This window comes from Vibrio sp. 10N.261.51.F11 (genome assembly GCF_041471665.1).
GTDB lineage: Bacteria > Pseudomonadota > Gammaproteobacteria > Enterobacterales > Vibrionaceae > Vibrio > Vibrio crassostreae_C.
Genome location: NZ_JBFROW010000068.1, coordinates 49679 through 69396, shown reverse-complemented (window position 1 = coordinate 69396; position 19718 = coordinate 49679). Strand labels below are relative to the sequence as shown.

At 44.7% G+C, this 19718-nt stretch carries 19 protein-coding genes and 1 riboswitch; of the genes, 16 read left to right on the top strand and 3 right to left on the bottom strand.

All coding sequences use genetic code 11. The features are described 5' to 3' along the window. Window positions 1–143 precede the first annotated feature (143 nt). The 4 genes from AB4351_RS19045 to AB4351_RS19030 all read left to right on the top strand — a co-directional run bounded on the left by AB4351_RS19045 (window position 144) and on the right by AB4351_RS19030 (window position 3976). Window positions 144–389 carry a hypothetical protein gene (locus tag AB4351_RS19045; RefSeq protein WP_010430578.1) on the top strand — a complete coding sequence of 82 codons (246 nt, stop codon included), beginning with the start codon at window positions 144–146 and terminating at the stop codon, window positions 387–389. Window positions 390–708: 319 nt separating this feature from the next. Continuing rightward, complete coding sequence (locus AB4351_RS19040; protein ID WP_029236531.1) at window positions 709–1713, top strand: response regulator; 1005 nt, start codon at window positions 709–711, stop codon at window positions 1711–1713. Window position 1714: 1 nt separating this feature from the next. Beyond that, window positions 1715–2155: a PAS domain-containing protein gene (locus AB4351_RS19035; RefSeq protein ID WP_017062430.1), complete on the top strand. Its 441-nt coding sequence runs from the start codon at window positions 1715–1717 to the stop codon at window positions 2153–2155. Between the two features lie 777 nt (window positions 2156–2932). Next, entirely contained in the window at window positions 2933–3976 is a 1044-nt protein-coding gene (locus AB4351_RS19030) for a GMP reductase (RefSeq protein ID WP_017062429.1), read from the top strand. 850 nt (window positions 3977–4826) lie between these two features. Here AB4351_RS19030 and AB4351_RS19025 read toward each other — a convergent pair. Further along, window positions 4827–5507, bottom strand: a complete 681-nt coding sequence (locus AB4351_RS19025) for a glutathione S-transferase family protein (protein WP_372126875.1) — start codon at window positions 5505–5507, stop codon at window positions 4827–4829. Between the two features lie 497 nt (window positions 5508–6004). Between AB4351_RS19025 and AB4351_RS19020 the strand changes: the two genes are divergently transcribed. From AB4351_RS19020 to thiM, 11 genes are all read left to right on the top strand, one after another. After that, window positions 6005–7102: an ElyC/SanA/YdcF family protein gene (locus tag AB4351_RS19020; protein ID WP_372126873.1), complete on the top strand. Its 1098-nt coding sequence runs from the start codon at window positions 6005–6007 to the stop codon at window positions 7100–7102. Window positions 7103–7232: 130 nt separating this feature from the next. Beyond that, complete coding sequence (locus AB4351_RS19015; RefSeq protein ID WP_004731647.1) at window positions 7233–7484, top strand: DUF2999 family protein; 252 nt, start codon at window positions 7233–7235, stop codon at window positions 7482–7484. Window positions 7485–7902: 418 nt separating this feature from the next. After that, window positions 7903–8931 (top strand): DUF4382 domain-containing protein, encoded by a 1029-nt coding sequence (locus AB4351_RS19010; protein WP_136974469.1) that lies wholly within the window; start codon window positions 7903–7905, stop codon window positions 8929–8931. A gap of 174 nt (window positions 8932–9105) precedes the next feature. Next, on the top strand, window positions 9106–9834 hold the full coding sequence (locus AB4351_RS19005) for an AraC family transcriptional regulator (RefSeq protein WP_016793022.1): 729 nt from the start codon (window positions 9106–9108) through the stop codon (window positions 9832–9834). 85 nt (window positions 9835–9919) lie between these two features. Continuing rightward, entirely contained in the window at window positions 9920–10837 is a 918-nt protein-coding gene (locus AB4351_RS19000) for a DMT family transporter (RefSeq protein WP_102394458.1), read from the top strand. A gap of 98 nt (window positions 10838–10935) precedes the next feature. Continuing rightward, window positions 10936–11047: riboswitch (TPP riboswitch) on the top strand. A gap of 96 nt (window positions 11048–11143) precedes the next feature. Continuing rightward, complete coding sequence (gene thiD / locus AB4351_RS18995) at window positions 11144–12037, top strand: bifunctional hydroxymethylpyrimidine kinase/phosphomethylpyrimidine kinase (RefSeq protein ID WP_372126871.1); 894 nt, start codon at window positions 11144–11146, stop codon at window positions 12035–12037. After that, a complete protein-coding gene (locus AB4351_RS18990; RefSeq protein WP_372126869.1) occupies window positions 12027–12791 on the top strand; it encodes an ABC transporter ATP-binding protein in 765 nt (254 codons plus the stop codon). The genes thiD and AB4351_RS18990 overlap by 11 nt, the downstream gene beginning before the upstream one ends. Further along, the gene (locus AB4351_RS18985; RefSeq protein WP_372126867.1) at window positions 12784–13599 is read left to right on the top strand and encodes an ABC transporter permease; all 816 of its coding nucleotides are present in this window, start codon (window positions 12784–12786) and stop codon (window positions 13597–13599) included. Before AB4351_RS18990 ends, AB4351_RS18985 begins: the two co-directional genes overlap by 8 nt. 120 nt (window positions 13600–13719) lie before the next feature. Beyond that, window positions 13720–14676, top strand: coding sequence for an ABC transporter substrate-binding protein (locus tag AB4351_RS18980; RefSeq protein ID WP_372126865.1), 957 nt, complete (start codon window positions 13720–13722; stop codon window positions 14674–14676). 8 nt (window positions 14677–14684) lie between these two features. Further along, a complete protein-coding gene (tenA, locus tag AB4351_RS18975) occupies window positions 14685–15365 on the top strand; it encodes a thiaminase II (protein ID WP_372126863.1) in 681 nt (226 codons plus the stop codon). A 28-nt stretch (window positions 15366–15393) separates the two neighbouring features. Further along, the gene (gene thiM, locus AB4351_RS18970; RefSeq protein ID WP_102497306.1) at window positions 15394–16179 is read left to right on the top strand and encodes a hydroxyethylthiazole kinase; all 786 of its coding nucleotides are present in this window, start codon (window positions 15394–15396) and stop codon (window positions 16177–16179) included. A gap of 129 nt (window positions 16180–16308) precedes the next feature. On the opposite strand, the gene AB4351_RS18965 is transcribed toward thiM, so the two are convergent. Next, complete coding sequence (locus AB4351_RS18965) at window positions 16309–18252, bottom strand: methyl-accepting chemotaxis protein (RefSeq protein WP_102320336.1); 1944 nt, start codon at window positions 18250–18252, stop codon at window positions 16309–16311. 262 nt (window positions 18253–18514) lie between these two features. Between AB4351_RS18965 and thiE the strand changes: the two genes are divergently transcribed. After that, entirely contained in the window at window positions 18515–19132 is a 618-nt protein-coding gene (gene thiE / locus AB4351_RS18960; RefSeq protein WP_372126860.1) for a thiamine phosphate synthase, read from the top strand. Between the two features lie 128 nt (window positions 19133–19260). Here the strand turns inward: thiE and AB4351_RS18955 are convergent, their stop codons facing one another. Next, window positions 19261–19605: a thiamine-phosphate diphosphorylase gene (locus tag AB4351_RS18955; protein WP_108166466.1), complete on the bottom strand. Its 345-nt coding sequence runs from the start codon at window positions 19603–19605 to the stop codon at window positions 19261–19263. Window positions 19606–19718 lie beyond the last annotated feature (113 nt).

Genomic DNA, 19718 nt, shown 5'->3' with positions numbered 1-19718 from the left:
GACCGAGAACTATCAATTAGCAACAATGACCTATAAGCCCTAAATTGCGTACTTCGTAATTTAGACCTTGGTCTTACAGAAACCGAGCTAAAAGGTGACTAGAATGATTTGAGTTGCTCACCGTTTTATCAAGGAATACACAAATGGAAGTTGGATTGTTCTGGGCTGAAAAAGGAATGTTAGTGCTTGGCGCACTGTTTGTTTTGACGAGCATGATGCAGTACGGAAGACGCAGTAGCGATTGGAAAGGCGTGATTACGATGTTCTACAAGCGTATCCCAATGAACATCGCCGAATACAAATGGTATCGCCTGGGGATCGCGTTGTTGGTATTTGCTGTGATCATACGTTTCGCATTACTGATTTTATGGCCTTCATATCAGTTCTAGTTCTCTTGCATTAGCTTTGTTGGATAGCTCTCTATCATGGCTACATAAAGCCGTTCAATGAATGAGTCAGTCGAGCCTTAATAAACCCGCTTGTTAAGGCTGCTGTTAAATATAATAGTGCTATTACTCAACAGCAAGGATTGGCTATTACCTTTGTAGCATATTGTTTTTCATGAAGAATAATGCGAAATAATAGCTTACCCACCTGTTTCATCATTCTTACTAATAATTTGCACATAAATCCATTCACCCCGTACCTGATACCATAATGTTCTGTTACACTCGGTCGAATTAGCTTTAATTTGTCAGTGGTGCATTTATGTCGTTCCCAGTTCTTATATGTGATGATTCTGCGTTAGCAAGGAAGCAGATGGCTCGGTCACTGCCTAGTTCTCTAAATGCAGATATAACTTTTGCTGTTCATGGGCTTAATGCACTTGAAGAGCTCGCTAAAAACCAATTCAAATTGATGTTCCTCGACCTAACCATGCCGGAATTAGACGGCTATGGCACATTGGAAGAGATGCAACGTTTAGGCGATACCACGCCAGTTGTCGTTGTTTCTGGTGACATACAACCAAAAGCACAACAGAAGGTGCTGGATCTTGGCGCCAAAGCATTTTTGCAAAAGCCGATCGATAAAGAAGCGCTAAAAGCCATTTTACGTGAGCATGTCGAGCCGCCAAAACAACCTCAAATCATTACCCCAACCGCTTTAGAACTGCCAATACTTCGCAGACGCGATATCTATATGGAAGTCGCGAACGTAGCGATAGGCCGTGCCGCTGATGCACTGGCTCGTCACTTTAATGTGTTTGTTCACCTACCGCTGCCGAACGTTAACATCTTCGAAGTGAGTGAATTGCACATGGCACTTCGTGACCTAGCGGATAACGACCAAGTGTCGGGTGTTTGCCAAGGCTTTAGTGGAGAAGGCATTGCAGGTGAAGCGCTAGTTTTGTTGAGTGATTCCAGTGTGAGCGATCTTAAGAAGCTCATGAAGGTGCCAACAGAAAGCGAGCAGCTAGAAGAATTAGAGTTGTTGATGGATGTATCGAACATCTTAGTCGGCTCTTTCTTGAATGGGTTAGGGGAGCAATCAGAAGTTCGTTTCTTCCAGAGCTCTCCTGTGCTGCTAGGTCAACACATCTCGATTGATTCGGTGATTGAAAATACCAGCGGCTCATTTAAAAAGACCATGACGTTCGAAGTCAGCTACAACATAGACGGCACGTCCATCCGTTGTGATCTTCTATTTATGTTCGTTGATGAGTCTCTGCCTCTTCTAGACAACAAATTGGCCTACCTAATGGAGGAGTTTTAATATGCTGAATCTTCCTGCTGAATTTGAACAGTTCCACTGGATGGTAGACATGGTTCAAAACGTCGATATGGGGCTGGTGGTCATTAACCGTGACTTTCAGGTACAAGTTTGGAATGGCTTCATGACGCACCATAGCGGTAAGCAATCGCATGATGCGATCGGTAAGTCGATCTTTGAGTTATTCCCTGAAATTCCTGAAGAGTGGTTTAGGCTTAAAACAAAACCGGTTTATGACCTAGGCTGCCGTAGCTTCATAACGTGGCAACAAAGGCCTTATCTGTTTAAGTGCCGCAACGTGAGGCCAGTAACTCAGCAAGCCGACTTTATGTATCAGAACGTCACGCTTAACCCGATGCGTTCTCCAACTGGGCAAGTGACATCCTTGTTCTTGTCGATTCAAGATGCGACTGCTGAAGCTCTGATGTCTCAGAAAAAGGCTTGACGTACCTTAAGGTGAAAATTGAATCGCCTTATAAGAGCACTCTGAAAACCAAATAAAAATGGCCAAGGTTAATCCCCTTGGCCATTTTTGTATCTGATCCTGTAGTAATGAGTTCGAACTAAAGAAAGGCGTTCCGTGTTCGTTAACTTTAGTCGAGTTGTTGTTAGGCTCTATCAACAGCGGCTTGTATCCGCTGGGTTCTCATAAATAAGCGCATCTAACCTGCCATATTTTGTGGACTTTACCCCGCTCATCCAAGTTTCGAACGTGCTAATCGATCTTGCCTTTGTACTTTATAAATTTCAGGGCTAATGAAAGAGGGCTGAGATCGGCACTCGAAGCGAAAAAGTCAGAAAAAAATGAAATTATTTAAGAAAAAACGCATTTTTTGATTCAAGAAAAGTGTGATTTTTATGTGATTAAAGGGCACTTTTTTCACAAATTTGCCTTATCGAAGATTTTTTCGCCGAATTTGCAAGGGAAACGTTTGCGCAATAAACCGACAGCGTTTGCGTGAATATGTTGTTAAGTTATTAATTACTATGAATTTAGTAGGAAATGACGGGCGGGAAGCTTTTACCAGATATGGAATCTTTGAGAGGATAGCACAAAAAAAAATGAAATATCAGACTTGCTGTTAGTAAATCACAGCCTATAATGCTGAAAACCGGAGCGTCTGCCAACGCTCCGGTTTTTTTGTGTCCGAAACTCAGTAAAGCGTCTGCCAACGCTTACCGAAAACGCACGACACGTAATATGATTACAGGACAAATTATCATGCGTATCGAACAAGAACTTAAGTTAGGTTTCAAAGATGTACTCTTCCGTCCGAAGCGTTCTACCCTTAAAAGCCGTTCTCAAGTTGAATTAACCCGCGATTTTACATTCAAGCATAGCGGTCGTCAATGGTCTGGTACTCCAGTAATTGCAGCGAACATGGATTCGGTAGCAAGCTTTGAAATGGCAGCTGCTCTAGCAGAGCACGGTGTTATGACTGCAGTACACAAGCACTACACAGTAGAGCAGTGGGCTGAGTTCGCAAAAACAGCAGACAAGAAAACGCTGAACAACGTATTTGTTTCAACAGGTACTTCTGAAGCTGAGTTTGAGAAAACTAAGCAAATCATGGCGCTTAGCGACGAATTCGTATTTATCTGTATTGATATCGCTAACGGCTACTCAGAGCACCTAGTTGAGTATGTACAAAAAGTACGTGCTGAATTCCCGACTAAAGTTATCTCTGCTGGTAACGTTGTAACGGGTGACATGGTTGAAGAGCTAATCCTAGCTGGCGCAGACATCGTTAAGGTTGGTATCGGCCCTGGTTCTGTTTGTACTACACGTGTTAAAACAGGCGTAGGTTACCCTCAACTTTCTGCAATCATCGAGTGTGGCGACGCAGCACACGGCCTTGGCGGCATGATCATCGGTGACGGTGGCTGTTCATGTGCGGGTGACGTATCTAAAGCGTTCGGCGGCGGTGCTGACTTCGTAATGCTAGGCGGCATGCTAGCAGGTCACTCTGAGTCAGGCGGCGAAGTTGTAGAGCAAGACGGTAAGCAATTCATGAAGTTCTATGGAATGTCTTCACAGTCGGCTATGGACAAGCACTCAGGTGGTGTTGCTAAGTACCGTGCTGCAGAAGGCAAAACTGTTTTACTTCCGTTCCGTGGCTCTGTTCACAACACAATTTCCGACATCCTTGGTGGTGTACGTTCAACTTGTACATACGTAGGCGCAGCAAAGCTTAAAGAGCTAACTAAGCGTACAACTTTCATCCGTGTACAAGAGCAAGAGAACAACGTATTCGGTAAAGAGTAACGTTTAAAACACTTGTTTAAAATTCTAAGAATTGAGCCACTTTAAAGTGGCTCTTTTTTTACGTGAAATTGATAAAATCAATGTCATTAAACCTGCGCGCTAATAATCTGTCTAATTTTCAGAAGACGCTGGATTTAGAATGTGACTAACAGATTTAATGATCGCAGGAACTATGATGGTTATTAGTACTAACGTGAATAATGATGCCTCAAACCAGTGCCAACCTAATATACTTGTAGTATAAAAGTAAGCGCCTAAAGAGAGTGGTAGCGTCAAATTAAACACGATTAAGACGATTAACGCAACTCCTGCCCATACCATACCAAACTGATTCTCAAGTCCTGAAAAACCTATAGATAGCACGTACCAGATATTGTAACAAGTAAAGTACTAAGGCAGCCTGATCTCATTTTGTTGCCTAGAATATCAACGAAAAAAGCAAAACTATCAGAACGCCTAATTATTTGAATTAGCATTCAAAAATTAATATTACTTTCAAATGCTATTAGTCTTTGTAAAACTCATTTATCGTCTCTTTAGTTGATTGTCACATGATTGTTTTTTCATTTGGTATCTTGAAAATAAGTTTATGCTTTGTAGTCGAAGTTTAATTCATGCCTAACATATGCTTTACAAATTCGCTGCGATCCAGAGTAACTGATTCAGGACTTTTCCCCGGCACGACCGACAGAGACACCATCGGATGTCGGTAAGGGTTCTTACAATAGCTATATCAATAGTATTGATATTTTAACTAGTGTGGTATCAGTTAATAGAAACAATACTATTGATTTTTAGATAGCTCGCCCAGTAATGAGCTTTCGCTCCACATCGTTTACTTCATGCTGAATTATTCGTTGATTGGGAAATTCGAAGGAAACAGCGCTCGCTTCGCTTCTTCATCACGTTCGGTTTTAAACTCAATGTCTTTACCAATCTCGCGGGCACGCAGTGCGGCAGGGCGAGTGTTGATGGCGTTAAACCAGCGCTTCAAGTTCGGGTAAGGTTCTAAGCCTTCTTCACCAAGCACGACAGGTGCTTTATCAATCCAGCCCCATGCAGCGACATCGACAATCGTGTACTCATTTCCGACGATAAACTCACGACCTTCCATATGCTTCTCTAACACTTCGTAGTGACGTTGTGCTTCACGTAGGTATCGGTTCACAGCGTAGTCTAAGCCTGCTGGTGCAGCATGGCGGAAGTGTACCGATTGACCTGAATAAGGACCAAGACCGCTCGCGATAAACATCATCCAAGAGAGTAGTTCAGCTCTGTCTTCTGGTTGTCCCCCAAGCTCGCCAGTCTTCTCTGATAGGTACAGAAGGATGGCGTTAGAATCGAACACGCGTTGTCCTTCGTCTTCAATCGCAGGTGTTTTCCCGTTCGGGTTAATCAAACGATATTCCGGTGTGTGTTGCTCGCCCTTTAAGGTATCAACAGGAACGAGTTCAAAATCTAGGCCTGTCTCTTCCAAAAACAGAGCGATCTTCATTGGGTTTGGTGTTTGGTGAAAATAGAACTTAAGCATGGGGTAACTCCTTGTATTGGTCATTTATTAAAGCACCACTTGAACGATCGTTCAATGGTTGATTTTGAATTATTTGAAGATCTTCTGACTCGCATTCCAACTCTATGTGTTGAAGACCTCGTTATTTGAGCGAGGGGTAAAATCGCGCGATTCAGTGTGTTGGATTTTAAGTTGTTGAACAAATGAGCTTAAAGTGGTTTTTTTGATTCGTTGCTTTATGCGGAGTTCGGATTTGTGATGGGTGGTTTTTGGCGGGATAGGGCGTATGAAATCCGCAGTCAGATATTCCAACAAAAACGTTGAGCACTGGTTCAAACCAGAATTATCTGGATGCACAGGCTTATTGGTAAGTTCAAAATCGTGATCTGCTGCCATACCTTATGCAACAAATGAATATAAACGTTAGAGATTAAGGTGTGCTTCACGGTTTTTTAATCTTAGGGACTTACATTGGTGAGCAAATCTGATGTGAACACTTAACGACACAGGATCTTTTCATGAAAAAGAACATTATCGCCCTCGCTCTTGGTGGCATGCTGGCTTTTGGCGCAACACCTTACTCTTTTGCTGCTAACGATGGCGCAGTGCAGGCTTCTGCAGATTACGCGCAGTTGGTGACTAAGCGACAAGTTGTCGACCAATTACTTCTTGATGCGTTGCAGGCGTTTAAGTCTCCAGCAAGAATTTCTCACGCGGGCTTCACGGCTAAAATGCCAAGCAACATGGAAATTGTGACCAACCGATTGTTAGAATCTTACCAGTTAGAACCTTACCGTACTGACTTGTTGATCTCGGCAGCGAACGCTCAGATCTACAACAAGAATGCAGAGCGAGCAATTGAGTTGTTTGAGCAAGCATTGACGGTTGCGCCAGACGATGTCGACTTGCATGCGTATCTTGCGGTTTGGCAAAGATTTGAAGGCAATGACAGTGAATCCAACAAGCACATGGAGAAACTGGAAAGCCTGAACAAGGGCAAAGCAGAAGACATCAAACGTATTTTTGCAACGGTCGACCGCGTGTTAGAAACACCGTTGAAAGAGTCGGCGGAGAAAGGTTTGCTTGATCATCATGGCGCGATTGTCACTTTGGGCTATGCGCTTAATCCAGACGGCTCTATGCATCAAATTTTGATTGAGCGTCTTGAGACAACATTGGCGATGGCTAAGGCGAACTCAGATGCGATGATCGTGTTAACGGGTGGCGTGCCCAAGAACCACAAGACTGAAGGTAAGTTAATGGCGGATTGGCTTATCGAGAAAGGGGTAAGCAAAGATCGCATCATCGAAGAGAATTACGCGACCAGCACGGTAGGCAATGCCTTATTCAGTAGCTACGCACTTGCTCGCCATGATATTAAGCACGCGACCATTATTAGCTCGGCAAGCCATGTTCGTCGTGGTCAAACTCTGTTTGAAATCGCTAGCTGGCAAACCGGCCCTCAGGGCATTACCTTCGATACGGTTTCTTACCCAGACAAGCCGCTAGAAGATCTTAAGAAAGCGAGCAGTGGTGAGCTTCTAGGCATCTACCGTGACGCACTGAGAACGTATGGTATGTGGAGCTACCGCTCTTACCCATTAGAGTCTCGCTAAGCCCAAGCATTATTTGCGTTTGGGAAAAGTACCGTTCGTGTTAAACCAAAGCTTCACTTGCTAGTACAATCGAGCACAGCTAGATGGTATGCTGTGCTCCTACTTAATTTAGTGTTTCAAAGGTAAAAAAATGAACCCGATTTTAGCAATGTTGAAAGAGAACAATATTAGCGACGAGCAGATCAGCGAGCTATTCAAGACGTTGACCGAGAACCCTCTTGCAGCAATGGCGACGATCAGCCAACTTGGCTTACCACAAGATAAACTTCAAATGCTGATGGGCCAGGTAATGCAAAACCCTGCGCTAATCAAAGAAGCCGTTGAAGAGCTTGGCCTAGATTTCTCTAAGGTTGAAGCGGCTAAAGAACAACTTCAAAAATAAGCGAATTTGAATGAGCTAAGATCGAATTAGCTTAATCAAAATTCAATGAAAAGGTCGTTTAAGTTCAGCAACAGGCTGTCTTAACGGCCTTTTTTGATCTTGGTGGCGATTATTCACTTTGATCAAGTTGCTTTCAATCCCTGCTTCCCATTTTCTACTCAACGACTATTTCAACACAATTGACAGCACTTTTGCCAAACATGCGTTGCTACTGACAATTTACTTACTAGACTTAATTAACCTATGTGCGACTTGATATGTGCACCTTGATGAACAGTGTTTTTTGGATGAGGAATGCCCTGAATAGTAGGGATCATCAAACAATAGCGCTGTTTATTTATGGGTCACAACAAGAAAAAGAATAAGAGGGCACTCAAATAAGCCCTTTATTGAGCAGTGATTTTATAGGAAATGAGTTATGAAATATTTAAAGGAAACGGCTTTAGCTAGCCTTGTGTTGGCCGGGCTTGTTGGTTGTGGCGGAGACTCAGGATCATCAAGCAGTACGACACCCATTACCTTGAGTGTGAGTGATGCGCCCGTCGATGATGTTAAAGATGTGACGGTGACATTCAGCAAGGTAGCTTTACTTCCGATTCAGGGAGGTACAACGCTAGTGTATGACGTGTATAAAACGGACGAAAACGGTGATTACGTTGATGAAAATGGCGACCCGTTGCCAGACGGTGAAGATCCTATTCCATTAAGTGTCAATTTATTGGATTACCAAGGAAGCGATGCACTTCCTTTGATTGAAAACGAGGTAGTTCCAGTAGGTAGCTATAAACTATGTGTGTTTGCGAATGATGGCGATCACCCGACACATCCATCTTATGTTGTAGAAAACGATGACTCGATTCGTGAGTTAACGGTGAAAGGTAATGGCGCGTGCCCGCAAGGTGTTGGTAAAGAAGATAACGCTGGCGTGCTTTACTTTAATGATTCATTTAATGTGAACCAACAGAGTAACGATTTTGTTGTCGAGTTCGATCTTCGACGTGGCCTAAAGAACAGTTCGACTTTCCCTGATTACACTATTCAAAGAACGTCTGTAAGCCTTATCAATACGGTTGAGACAGGAAACATTGAAGGTACTGTTTCGAGTACCACTTTTGAAGCTTGTAACCCTACAAATGATAATACTTATGTTCAGTCGGTGTACTTGTATGAAGGTAATGTCGACAAAGCTGACATGGCGCCTATTGGCGGTTCCGATGAGGTGAAGCCGATTACTTCAGCATCAGTGGCAATGAATGAAGCACAGACTAACTATGAGTTCTCTCTGGGATTTATTGATCCAGGTACTTACTCATTGGGTTATACCTGTACCGCGCAACACGACAGTGATGAAGACAATGCTGATCCGGTTGCTGATGGTTTTGACATTTATGAAGTTCAAAATAGTGTTCAGGTAGTGGTTGGTCAGGATAACCAAGTATCGTTTTAAATCTTTGACGTGATTAAGCATTCGAATAAAAACGGCCTCTCATTTAGAGGCCGTTTTTGATCATGTCACTTAGTTAGCATGAATTTGATGATCATTGAGTGTGACTCTAGGGAAGTGATAATGTAACTTTGTATCTCTTACTTTAACCTAGCGAAATGTACTCCGGCGTTGCTCATGAAATCTAGCTTAAGCATTCGATCTTACACCAAGCAATTTAATACCCATGCTCATGATGACCATCATCAACTGGTATTGCCGATCCAAGGCAGTATTAATATCGAAATGGTGGGGTATGTCGGTAAAGTGGCGGTGGGCGAATGTGTGGTGATTCCGGTAACCACAGCACATGCGTTTAAAGCGGACGAAGCAGCGCGGTTTATTGTCGCGGATATGGCTGTGTTGCCTCAGCATTTGTTAGAGCACGAGCTCTCGGTTTTCACGATAACGCCACCTTTGATGAGCTTCTTGTTGTTTGTTGAGAAGCAGCTGGAATATCAGGTCGATAGCGGTATTGAGTCATCCATCTTGGATGTGTTTTCACTGCTGTTAGAGCAACAACAAGTGAGCAAGAGCATCGACCCAAGAATCCGCGCTGTACAAAGGCTGATAGCGGATAATTACACACAACCATTATCCATTTCGCAACTTGCAGAAACGGCTTGTTTGAGCCCCACTCAATTCAAAAAACGCTTCAAAGAATGTCTGGGTATCAGTGCGCTTAAATACATCACTCGCTATCGTATGGAGAAAGCCCAAGCCTTGTTAACTCATACCGATTTACCGGTTCAATTGATTGCTGAAAATGTGGGCTATAGTGATGTGTCTGCTTTCAGTCGTCGCTTCTCTCAGCACTTTGGCATGTCTCCAAGGGCGTTTCTAGGCTCAATGAAAGACAGTCTTTAGAAACAACAATAGCGTCCTTTCGGCAAACTAACTTTTATCAATCTTCACTATTATCTATTTCAGAACTGAAAATTGGGTAATAGAAATGAATCTTGCCATCAATCGCGTTAACGAATTCCAAACGGGCACTTTAGCCATCTTGTTTGCTTCTATTTTATGGGGCACGACAGGCACCGCCGCAAGTTTTGCGCCTGATCTAAGCCCATTAGCGATTGGTGCTTTCTCTATGGGCGTCGGTGGCCTAATGCAAGCGGGATTGGCGTATCGAAAAATCCTATTCGCTTTCGACAAGCTTTTGCAGAACAAGAAGCTGTTGACGGTGAGCGCTTTGGCTTTAGCGATCTATCCTTTAGCTTTCTATTCTTCAATGAAATTATCTGGCGTGGCGATTGGTACAGTGGTTTCGATTGCTACCGCACCTTTCTTTTCTGCTCTGTTAGAGTGTCTTATTAGCAAAAAGAATAATATCAACAAACGTTGGCTCACTAGCTTTGCGATTGGTGTGGTGGGTATTGGGTTGTTGGTGTTTTCAGAATCTTCATCGACGAATGAATCCGGTGATGATCTCAAGCTGTTCGGTATTGCTTTAGGTTTGCTCGCTGGGTTGTGTTACGCCATTTATTCTTGGGCGACCAAAGCACTGATCGACAAAGGGATTAAGTCACAAGCGGCGATGGGCAGTATTTTTGGCCTCGGTGCGATGCTGTTGCTGCCAACGCTCTGGTTTACGGGGGAGAACCTGTTTTCCTCGCAGATTAACGTATTAGTCATCAGTTATCTGACGTTAATCCCACAATGCTTGGGCTATATCGCGTTCAGTTTTGGTTTACGCCACGTGACCGCGAGTAGCGCCAATCTGCTGACTCTGTTTGAACCAGTAGTTGCAGCGGTGCTTGCCGTCTGTGTTGTCGGTGAGCTGATTCCTTTTACAGGCTGGTTAGGTATGTCTCTGATTGTGTTGTGCTTGTTTATACAGTCGAAGCCATCTAAAGGAACGTTATAAGTATTTGTTTTGTTTTGCCTAATTGAAATTTTTTCATGTGTAATTCTTATAATTGAATAAAATCAGTATCTCAGTTGTGAGAGTGCTGTTACTATCGCTATCAATAGTCGGGGGGCATATACCTTATTTGGTGTTTGCTGAGATCGTTAATCGAGACCCGTTGAACCTGATTCAGTTAACACTGGCGTAGGGAACTATAAGCACTCGATCTGCGTCTGCACCCATGAAAACTTTCATGTGTTTATTGCGACTTCTCCTTCGATCGGTGTTCGTTCTCCTACGTCTTGTAAGATAGTAGGAGCGACAATGACACACAGTTCTAATTCAAAAGATTTAACGCTAAAAGCCTCAGTTTCGCAGCACTCTGCTGATGGTTCGATTCGAACAAACACTCCGATTGTATTGACAATCGCTGGTTCTGACAGTGGCGGCGGCGCAGGTATTCAAGCGGATATTAAAACCATGTCTGCAACAGGTAGCTTCGCTTGTTCGGTGATTACTGCGATTACCTCTCAGAATACCCAAGGCGTATCAGCCATTTTTCCAATCCCACTTGAGCATGTTGCTAGCCAGTTAGATGCGGTGTTCACCGATCTGAATATCGTGGCGGTAAAAGTTGGTATGTTGGCGGATTCGCAAATCATCAAAGTCGTTGCAGACAAAATCAAACAATACCAACCAAAACACTTGGTAATTGACCCTGTAATGGTCGCGACAAGCGGCGACCTTCTTCTAGAAAACTCTGCTATCACTACGCTAAAACAAGAGCTGATTCCGCTCGCCGACATTATTACCCCTAACTTACCTGAAGGCGCGGCGTTAACAGGCAAGCCGGTACCTGAAAGCGAAGCCGAAATGCAGGACATGATTGAAGATCTGCGTGCTTTAGGTGCTAAAGCCGTTCTGCTAAAAGGTGGTCATCTAGAGAAAGATGAAAACAGCAATGACTTACTGATTCTACCAACTGTATCTGCTGTGATTAGCGCGAAGCGTTTTCCTACCAAAAACACTCATGGCACGGGCTGCACGCTCTCTTCTGCTATTGCTTCTTTCTTGGCTCAAGGCAACACGCTCCCAGAGGCTGTAGACCTGGGTAAACAATACATTTCACGCGCGATTGCCCATGCTGACGAGTTGAAAGTCGGTCAAGGTCATGGCCCAGTAAATCACTTTTTCGCTGGGCACGGTAATGTCCGTTAATACGATTGGCGTTCAACTCAGTAATGCGACTCTGCGTTACCGAGATAGCGAGCACGCGACCTTATCTGGACTGTCATTGAGCTTAAAAGCAGGCAAGTGGACAGTGTTACTTGGTCGCAGTGGTTGTGGGAAAACGACGGTATTGTGTTATTTGGCAGGTTTGTTGGAAGACAAGGTGGAGTGGCAGGGTACATTGGCAACGTCTGATGAACTGCCTCTAACTGATCGTATCGCATACATGGCACAGCAAGATTTGTTACTGCCATGGCTATCGGTTATCGACAATGTATGCCTGAGCCATCGCTTCCAGAACACCACGAACAAGCATCAAAACGCAGAGCAAAGGAACCGAGCGTTCGAGTTACTCGCTTCAGTTGGTTTGGCCGATTACGCGGATACTACGCCGGATCAGTTGTCTGGTGGTATGCGCCAGCGTGTTGCTCTGGCTCGCACCTTAATGCAAGACAAACCTGTCGTGTTGATGGATGAGCCTTTCTCAGCACTGGATGCAGTAACAAGACACAAATTACAGACCTTAGCGTGTGAACTGTTGAGAGATAAAACCGTTGTGTTGATCACCCATGATCCGCAAGAAGCGGTGCGTCTGGCGGATAACTTGTATGTGTTGCAAGGCATGCCTGCGAGTGCTCACTCTTTACCTGTGCCTCACACCTCAACGCCACGAGTGCTCGATGGTGAGTGTGCCGAGTTGCAACAGGCGATCTTAGATCAGTTGGAGCGTGATTATGAATGATCTAATGCGAAGTGAAGCTGTGACTCAGTCAACGAACGTGCAGTCTAGCACTGAACGTTCAAGTCAGATGAATCCCGTTATGCGTTTGCTTATCAGCAGTGTTGTGATTCTTGGCTTATGGCAACTTGTGGTCGTTGTTTTCGAAATGCCGAGCTTCATTCTTCCGGCCCCCGCAGAAGTCTTTCTCAAGCTTATTGAACGCTACGATGTGTTACTCAAACACACTTGGGTGACCGCACAAGAGATCTTACTTGGGCTATTACTAGGTTTGTCTATGGGGCTGTTTTTCGCTCTGCAGATGTTGATGTTTGATCCGTTAAAACGTTGGTTATTGCCTATCTTAATTGCCAGCCAAGCTATCCCTGTATTTGCGATCGCGCCAGTATTGATGCTGTGGCTTGGTTATGGCATCGCCTCAAAAGTTGTGATGGCGGCGATCATTATCTTCTTCCCTGTGACGACTTGTTGTTATGACGGCTTACGTAATACACCGACAGGCTATCTCGATCTTGCCAAAACGATGGGCGCATCGAAATGGCAATTGCTGCGTTATATCCAACTGCCTGCTGCGCTGCCAACACTGGCGTCTGGCATTCGTGTGGCGGTGGTTATTGCCCCAATTGGCGCGGTCGTCGGGGAGTGGGTTGGTTCGAGTGAGGGGCTGGGTTACCTAATGCTACAGGCCAACGCGCGAATGATCATAGATGAGATGTTTGCTGCCTTGTTCATCTTGGCGGTGCTGTCTATCTCGCTCTACTTCGTTACAGATAAATTACTCAAAAAAGCTATCCCTTGGGAGAACCAGTAATGGCTTGCTCAATAACACTTTGTTTAATAAGGCTTCGCTCAACGCTATTTATCTAAACAAAACTTCGTTAAAAATTAGCTCTATAAACACAATAATAATATTCAAAAGGAAAGGTTAACCGTGAAAAATACCAAATTGATAGGTGCAGTGGCACTGCTTGCTTCATTGGTTTCAGGTCATGCTCTAGCGGACTCTGAACAAAAGAAACTGACATTGATGTTGGATTGGTTTGTGAACCCGAACCACGGCCCGATTGTGATTGCTCAAGAGCGTGGCTACTTCGCTGACCAAGGCTTAGAGGTTGAAATCCAAGAACCAGCAGACCCAAACACGCCAGCGAAACTTGTCGCAGCAGGTAAGGTCGATTTAGCGGTAACTTACCAACCAAGTTTAACCATGGATGTGGCAGCGGGTCTTCCTTTAGTTCGTGCATCAACCCTTATCGCGACGCCACTAAACACACTAATGGTACTGGATAACGGCAAGAACGATTCATTAGCGGATCTGAAAGGCAAAAAGATCGGTATTGCGATCGCAGGAAACGAAGAAGCGACTATTGGCACTATGTTAGCGCAAGAAAATGTTGCGTTTACCGATGTGCAAACCATCAATGTCGGTTGGGCACTTTCATCTTCATTGGCATCTGGCAAGGTAGATGCAATCTGGGGTGGCTTACGTAATTTCGAAACCAACCAATTAGCCCTTGAAGGCTTTAAAGCTAAAGCATTCTTCCCAGAAGAGCACGGTGTGCCAGCTTACGATGAGCTTATTTTTGTTGCGAACGCAAAGCAGCACGATGATGAAGCGATCAAAGCGTTCAACAAAGCATTGGAGCAAGCAACAACTTACATCGTGAACCACCCACAAGAGTCATGGAGCGAGTTTGTTGCGTATTCACCAGATACGTTGAACAACGAGCTTAATCAACGCGCATGGAACGACACACTGACTCGTTTTGCACTTCGCCCTTCAGCGGTTGATCTAAAACGTTACGACGATTACGCACAGTTCATGTTCGACAAAGGCATTATCAAATCACTACCAAAAGCGGCTGACTACGTACCGACTTTTGACTAAGGAATCTCATGAAATACCAAGACTTAATCCAAGCCTGTCAACAAGATTGGCAAGACTACACCGAGCACGCTTTTGTTAAAACGCTGGCAAACGGCACTCTTGCTCAGCCGTGTTTTCTGCATTATTTGAAACAAGATTTTCTGTTCTTGAAGCAATATGCTCGCGCTTATGCGTTGGCGATTTACAAGGCGAAAACCTTGGCTGATATGCGTCGTGCACTGCCAAGTGTTCATGCTCTGCTAGATTCTGAAATCTCTCACCACGTGACTTACTGTGGTCAGTGGGGTTTAACCGAATCTGACCTAGAAAACGAACCGGAAGATTTCGGTACAGTTGCTTACACGCGCTACGTTCTGGATGCAGGCATGACGGGTGATCTTGTCGATCTTTATGCGGCACTGGCTCCGTGTTCCATTGGTTACGCTGTGATCGGTAAAGCGTTGTTAGAAAGCAGCGATACTGTATTAGAAGGCAACTCGTACGCAAGCTGGCTGCAACTATACGGCGGAGAAGAGTTCCAATCTGGCGTGGCAACGGGCGCGGAATACTTCAACCAGCTGCTTGCTGAAATTGATATCAACAGCGAGCGCGGTCAGAACATCGTTCATATCTTCAAAACGGCAACGCGTATGGAAGTGGCTTTTTGGCAGCAAGGTCTGAATGCACTTAATGACTCAACCGCGGCTTAAAGCGACTTTCACGAATAAGGATTTATCCATGCTAACTGAACAAATCATCCAATCGCTGCGCGCAGTACGAGAGCAAAAACCACTGGTTGTGAACATCACTAACTATGTAGTGATGAACAACACGGCCAACGCGTTATTGGCGATTGGCGCTTCGCCTATCATGGCGCACTCACAACAAGAACTGGCTGAGATGATGTCATTCTCTGGCGCGCTTGTGATTAACATTGGCACATTAGACAGTGTTTGGACGCCAAGAATGTGTTTTGCTGTTGAGCAAGCGAACGCGAACAACAAGGTTGTGGTTCTTGACCCTGTGGGTTGTGGGGCAAGTACGTTGCGTACCGAGACTTCTCGTGAAATCGCACGTTTAGCGGATAAGTTGATCATTCGTGGTAACGCGTCTGAGATTATCGCGTTAGCGGGTGAGCAAGCACAGAGCAAAGGCGTTGATGCACTAGATAGCAGTGATGCTGCATTAGGCGCAGCGCAATGCTTAGTGGCTGAATATGGCGCAAATGTGGTGATTTCTGGTGAGACGGATTACGTTGTCACGAAAGACAGCGTGGTGACGTTAAACAATGGTCATCCAATGATGCCGTATGTGACGGGTATGGGGTGTACTTTAACTGCATTGACGGGTGCTTTCGCGGCTGTTGGTGATGACAGTGGTTTGGCGGCAGCAGCGGTATTAGGTGTGGTTGGTGAAATCGCAGCTGAAAACTCACGCGGCCCGGGTAGCCTGCAAATGAACTTGCTTGATGAGTTGTACCAGTTAGATGAAGAGACTCTGATTCAACGATTGAAGATTCAGTAGGGTTAACCGAACTCTAAACCACAAGCCTAACTTAAATCTCTTTAGATAAAGAAAAGCCCCCGACACTTATGTGCTGGGGGCTTTTTATTATTGCTTTGGAACTGTGCCAGCTGTGTATAGACTGGCTGGCTAGGTTCTAAATCGATTCACTTGGCTCTCTAGGTGGTGAGCAACCTCAGTTAAGTCGCTCGCTGCACCTGAAATGCTGCTGACTGATTCTTGGTTACTTTGCGCGATGGTGTTTGCACCTTGCGCGTTCTCACCGAGTGATTTAGTGAGACGATCCTGCTCATCAACTGACACTGCGATTTGGCTGTTGGCTTGGTTCAGGTCTTGGATGTGTTGATTAATCACATGTAAATTCTGAGAAGCTTGCTGCGCCTGCGTTGAAGCGTCTGAAACCGTGCTGTGGCTCTCTTTGATAGACTCTAACGCATCTTTAGCGCCACGTTGTAGTGAGGTGATGAGCTCATCAATCTGGCTAGCAGAGTCTTGGGTACGTTTAGCGAGCGTTCTTACTTCATCGGCTACTACTGCAAATCCGCGACCTTGTTCACCTGCGCGCGCAGCTTCAATAGCCGCATTCAATGCCAACAGGTTGGTCTGCTCAGAAACGCCTTTGATTACTTCAAGAATGGCACCAATGTTCATCGACTCTTTGTGTAGGTCAGTCACTTTCTGGCTGCTGACCTGCATGCTTTCATCGGCGCTGCCAATTTCATGCAGTGTTTTGTCTACTTCTTTGAGTCCCATCGCCACATTCTCGGTTGCTTGGTTAGCAACTTGAGACGCGTGGTTAGCACTTGCAGCAATTTCTGATGTGCTGGAAGCCAATTGATCAACGGCAGAAGAGATATTTATCATCTCGCTATTCAATTGTGTTGCGTTGGTCGAGCTGTTATTGGTCACTTGATTGAGTGACTCCGACATCTCACCAATACGCACGCTAGAACGGTTCACTTGGCCAACAATATCGCGCAGAGATTCAATGGTGATCTCCATATTAGTCAGCAGTTCGCCAATCTCATTTTTGCTCTCAATGTTCACTTCCACATTCAGGTTGCCCTGAGAAAGCTCGTTGGTGATCTGTTTAACTTGTGCGATGCCTTTAGTAATAGAGCGAGTCACCAACACGGCGCTCGTCATGCCAATAACTAAAGCCACACCCGTCAGCAATATGATGATTTGAATCGAGCGCTTTTCGCTGGCTTGCAGTTCTGGTGTTAAGGCTTGTTTCTGTTGTTCTAGAATGCTCTGAGCATCAGCTACCGAAATCGCTAAGCTGTCACCAATAGAGGCGAGGGTAGCGGTTCTTTGAGTGTTCTCCAGCATCTGTTGGTGAACTTGTTCAAAGCCTTTCGCGTACGCTTCACGTTGGTTAGAGAAATCTTCAATCAGTTCACTTTGATAAGGAGATGATTTAAGAGACTCAATATCGCCCTCGATACCTGGCAGAGCATATTCAAAGATGTCTTTACCGGCTTCGTAGGTTTTGAGGTCGTTGTTGTTTGAGTAACTGAGTACGGTGATCTTGGCTGCGAGGAAGTTCTCCATCAACATGCCCGCGTATAAGCTCGCGTTTGGATCATTGTTATTGTATGACTCATACAACAAGCTCTGAGCCGCTTTCAGTGCGTTGGTTTCTCGTTTGACCATCTCAACGTTGACCAGTTGGTCAATGAGCAGTTGGCTCTGTTTCATTGACCCATAAGCCACATCAAAGGCCGCCACGCTGTCTTGCACTAATTGCAGGCTAGCTAGGCTATCGGTTTTGGTGGTGGATTGGATTAAGTTGTTGAGCAGATCATCAATCGCAAGTTTGCTTGATTGATAATTCGTTTCGTACTGTTCATCCAATGACTCTAAGTAACGTTCAGAAGCTAAACGCATCTGAAGAAAGTGCACTTGAATGTTGCTTGATAATGTCGCTTTTTGGCTGAGCTCACTGTATTGGCTAAAGCCGTTCGACAAGGTTTGGATACCTTTGTAACTCACAAAGCCTGAAATGACGAAAAAGAGCAAGCAGATGGCATAACCCAGCTTGATCTTGAGCGCTATAGAAAGGTGGCGCATAACTATCCCTATATTTACCTGATTCCTTCACGGTGGAGTATTTCATAAAACAGCGTTCTGGGCATGCTTGAAGTGAATTCTTTGTGTAATAAGTAACGCTTTAGTTAAAAAATTCAGATTTTTCGGCACACTTTCAACGAGTTGCGTATCTGATGGTGCGTGTGTCATTGAGCTAATTTAGTATTAACTTCCATGCACATGATGTGATTTGTCGGTAAAATGGTGCAACGCCAATTTTAGACATCGACTCCAAAGGTACGAAATGAACCCTTATAAGCTCTACTTAGTAACGGATGACCAACAAGATTTAGAAACGCTTAAGTTCGTGGTTGAACAAGCGGTCGCGGGTGGCGTTACTATGGTTCAAGTAAGAGAAAAACATGGGGACGTAAGAGCCTTCATTGAACGAGCACAAGCGGTTAAGTCGATTCTGGCTGGCTCCGGTGTTCCGCTGATCATCAATGACCGAGTGGACGTTGCATTGGCTGTCGACGCCGATGGTTTGCATCTGGGTCAATCGGATATGCCTGCAGAGTTAGCACGTCAGTTGATTGGTCCGGATAAGATTCTCGGGTTATCGATTGAAACTGAACAACAGCTACAACAAGCCGATAGTTTACCGATTGATTACATTGGGCTCAGTGCGCTTTTTGACACACCGACCAAGACGAATCTAAAGAAACACTGGGGTTATGAAGGCATTCAAATGGCTTTGGAAACAACGAAGTTGCCAATTGTGGGTATCGGTGGAATCAACGAGTCGAACATTCCGCAGTTGGTTCAGACAGGTATTCATGGATTGGCCTTGGTGTCAGCGATATGTCACGCTGAAAGCCCAAAACAAGCGACGCGGGATCTGTTGTCTCTGATGGGAGAGTGAAGGGGTTATAGACTAGAAAACAAATGAGGTTAACCATTTGTTTTCTAGTTAAAGAACAGGCTAATAGAAAGGCTAAATTGGCCTATCGCTTGAGCTTTTAAGACAATTTATTTAATACACAGTTTGGTTTACTGAGCGCATAAAGCAACAGTACCGATGATCATAATAACGATCGCGGCATACCAGCCGTATTGTGCGGTCTTATCAGCAACAAACACCTTAATATAGTTGAGCTCTTCATGCGCCATTGCGATGAAGTCTGTGTAGTTAATCGATAACTCACGGCTGGCTTCTTTCAAGTCTTGCTGAAGTTTGTTGAAAGCCTCATCGATGAAGCCTTTTGTTTCTGAAACAGACGGAGTCGCAGCCAAAGTTAGGCTATTCCAAACCGCCATACGCGATTCATATTCGCTTTCACTGACACAATTAAGTACGCGTAAATCATACTCTCGTTTGTTACGCTCTTTACCCATTTTCTCAGGGCAAATATTTCTTAAAACGTTCACGACAAATTTTCCAAAAGGTTCATTTAGATATAAAAAAGCACTCAAAGAGCGCTCATAAACTGGGTGCGAATTAATATTCA

What these genes read in the sequence shown, in the direction of transcription:
- AB4351_RS19045 (WP_010430578.1), top strand. Translation starts at nt 144, where the DNA reads ATGGAAGTTGGATTGTTCTGGGCTGAAAAAGGAATGTTAGTGCTTGGC.
- AB4351_RS19040 (WP_029236531.1), top strand. Translation starts at nt 709, where the DNA reads ATGTCGTTCCCAGTTCTTATATGTGATGATTCTGCGTTAGCAAGGAAG.
- AB4351_RS19035 (WP_017062430.1), top strand. Translation starts at nt 1,715, where the DNA reads ATGCTGAATCTTCCTGCTGAATTTGAACAGTTCCACTGGATGGTAGAC.
- AB4351_RS19030 (WP_017062429.1), top strand. Translation starts at nt 2,933, where the DNA reads ATGCGTATCGAACAAGAACTTAAGTTAGGTTTCAAAGATGTACTCTTC.
- AB4351_RS19025 (WP_372126875.1), bottom strand. Translation starts at nt 5,507, where the DNA reads ATGCTTAAGTTCTATTTTCACCAAACACCAAACCCAATGAAGATCGCT.
- AB4351_RS19020 (WP_372126873.1), top strand. Translation starts at nt 6,005, where the DNA reads ATGAAAAAGAACATTATCGCCCTCGCTCTTGGTGGCATGCTGGCTTTT.
- AB4351_RS19015 (WP_004731647.1), top strand. Translation starts at nt 7,233, where the DNA reads ATGAACCCGATTTTAGCAATGTTGAAAGAGAACAATATTAGCGACGAG.
- AB4351_RS19010 (WP_136974469.1), top strand. Translation starts at nt 7,903, where the DNA reads ATGAAATATTTAAAGGAAACGGCTTTAGCTAGCCTTGTGTTGGCCGGG.
- AB4351_RS19005 (WP_016793022.1), top strand. Translation starts at nt 9,106, where the DNA reads ATGAAATCTAGCTTAAGCATTCGATCTTACACCAAGCAATTTAATACC.
- AB4351_RS19000 (WP_102394458.1), top strand. Translation starts at nt 9,920, where the DNA reads ATGAATCTTGCCATCAATCGCGTTAACGAATTCCAAACGGGCACTTTA.
- thiD (WP_372126871.1), top strand. Translation starts at nt 11,144, where the DNA reads ATGACACACAGTTCTAATTCAAAAGATTTAACGCTAAAAGCCTCAGTT.
- AB4351_RS18990 (WP_372126869.1), top strand. Translation starts at nt 12,027, where the DNA reads ATGTCCGTTAATACGATTGGCGTTCAACTCAGTAATGCGACTCTGCGT.
- AB4351_RS18985 (WP_372126867.1), top strand. Translation starts at nt 12,784, where the DNA reads ATGAATGATCTAATGCGAAGTGAAGCTGTGACTCAGTCAACGAACGTG.
- tenA (WP_372126863.1), top strand. Translation starts at nt 14,685, where the DNA reads ATGAAATACCAAGACTTAATCCAAGCCTGTCAACAAGATTGGCAAGAC.
- thiM (WP_102497306.1), top strand. Translation starts at nt 15,394, where the DNA reads ATGCTAACTGAACAAATCATCCAATCGCTGCGCGCAGTACGAGAGCAA.
- AB4351_RS18965 (WP_102320336.1), bottom strand. Translation starts at nt 18,252, where the DNA reads ATGCGCCACCTTTCTATAGCGCTCAAGATCAAGCTGGGTTATGCCATC.
- thiE (WP_372126860.1), top strand. Translation starts at nt 18,515, where the DNA reads ATGAACCCTTATAAGCTCTACTTAGTAACGGATGACCAACAAGATTTA.
- AB4351_RS18955 (WP_108166466.1), bottom strand. Translation starts at nt 19,605, where the DNA reads ATGGGTAAAGAGCGTAACAAACGAGAGTATGATTTACGCGTACTTAAT.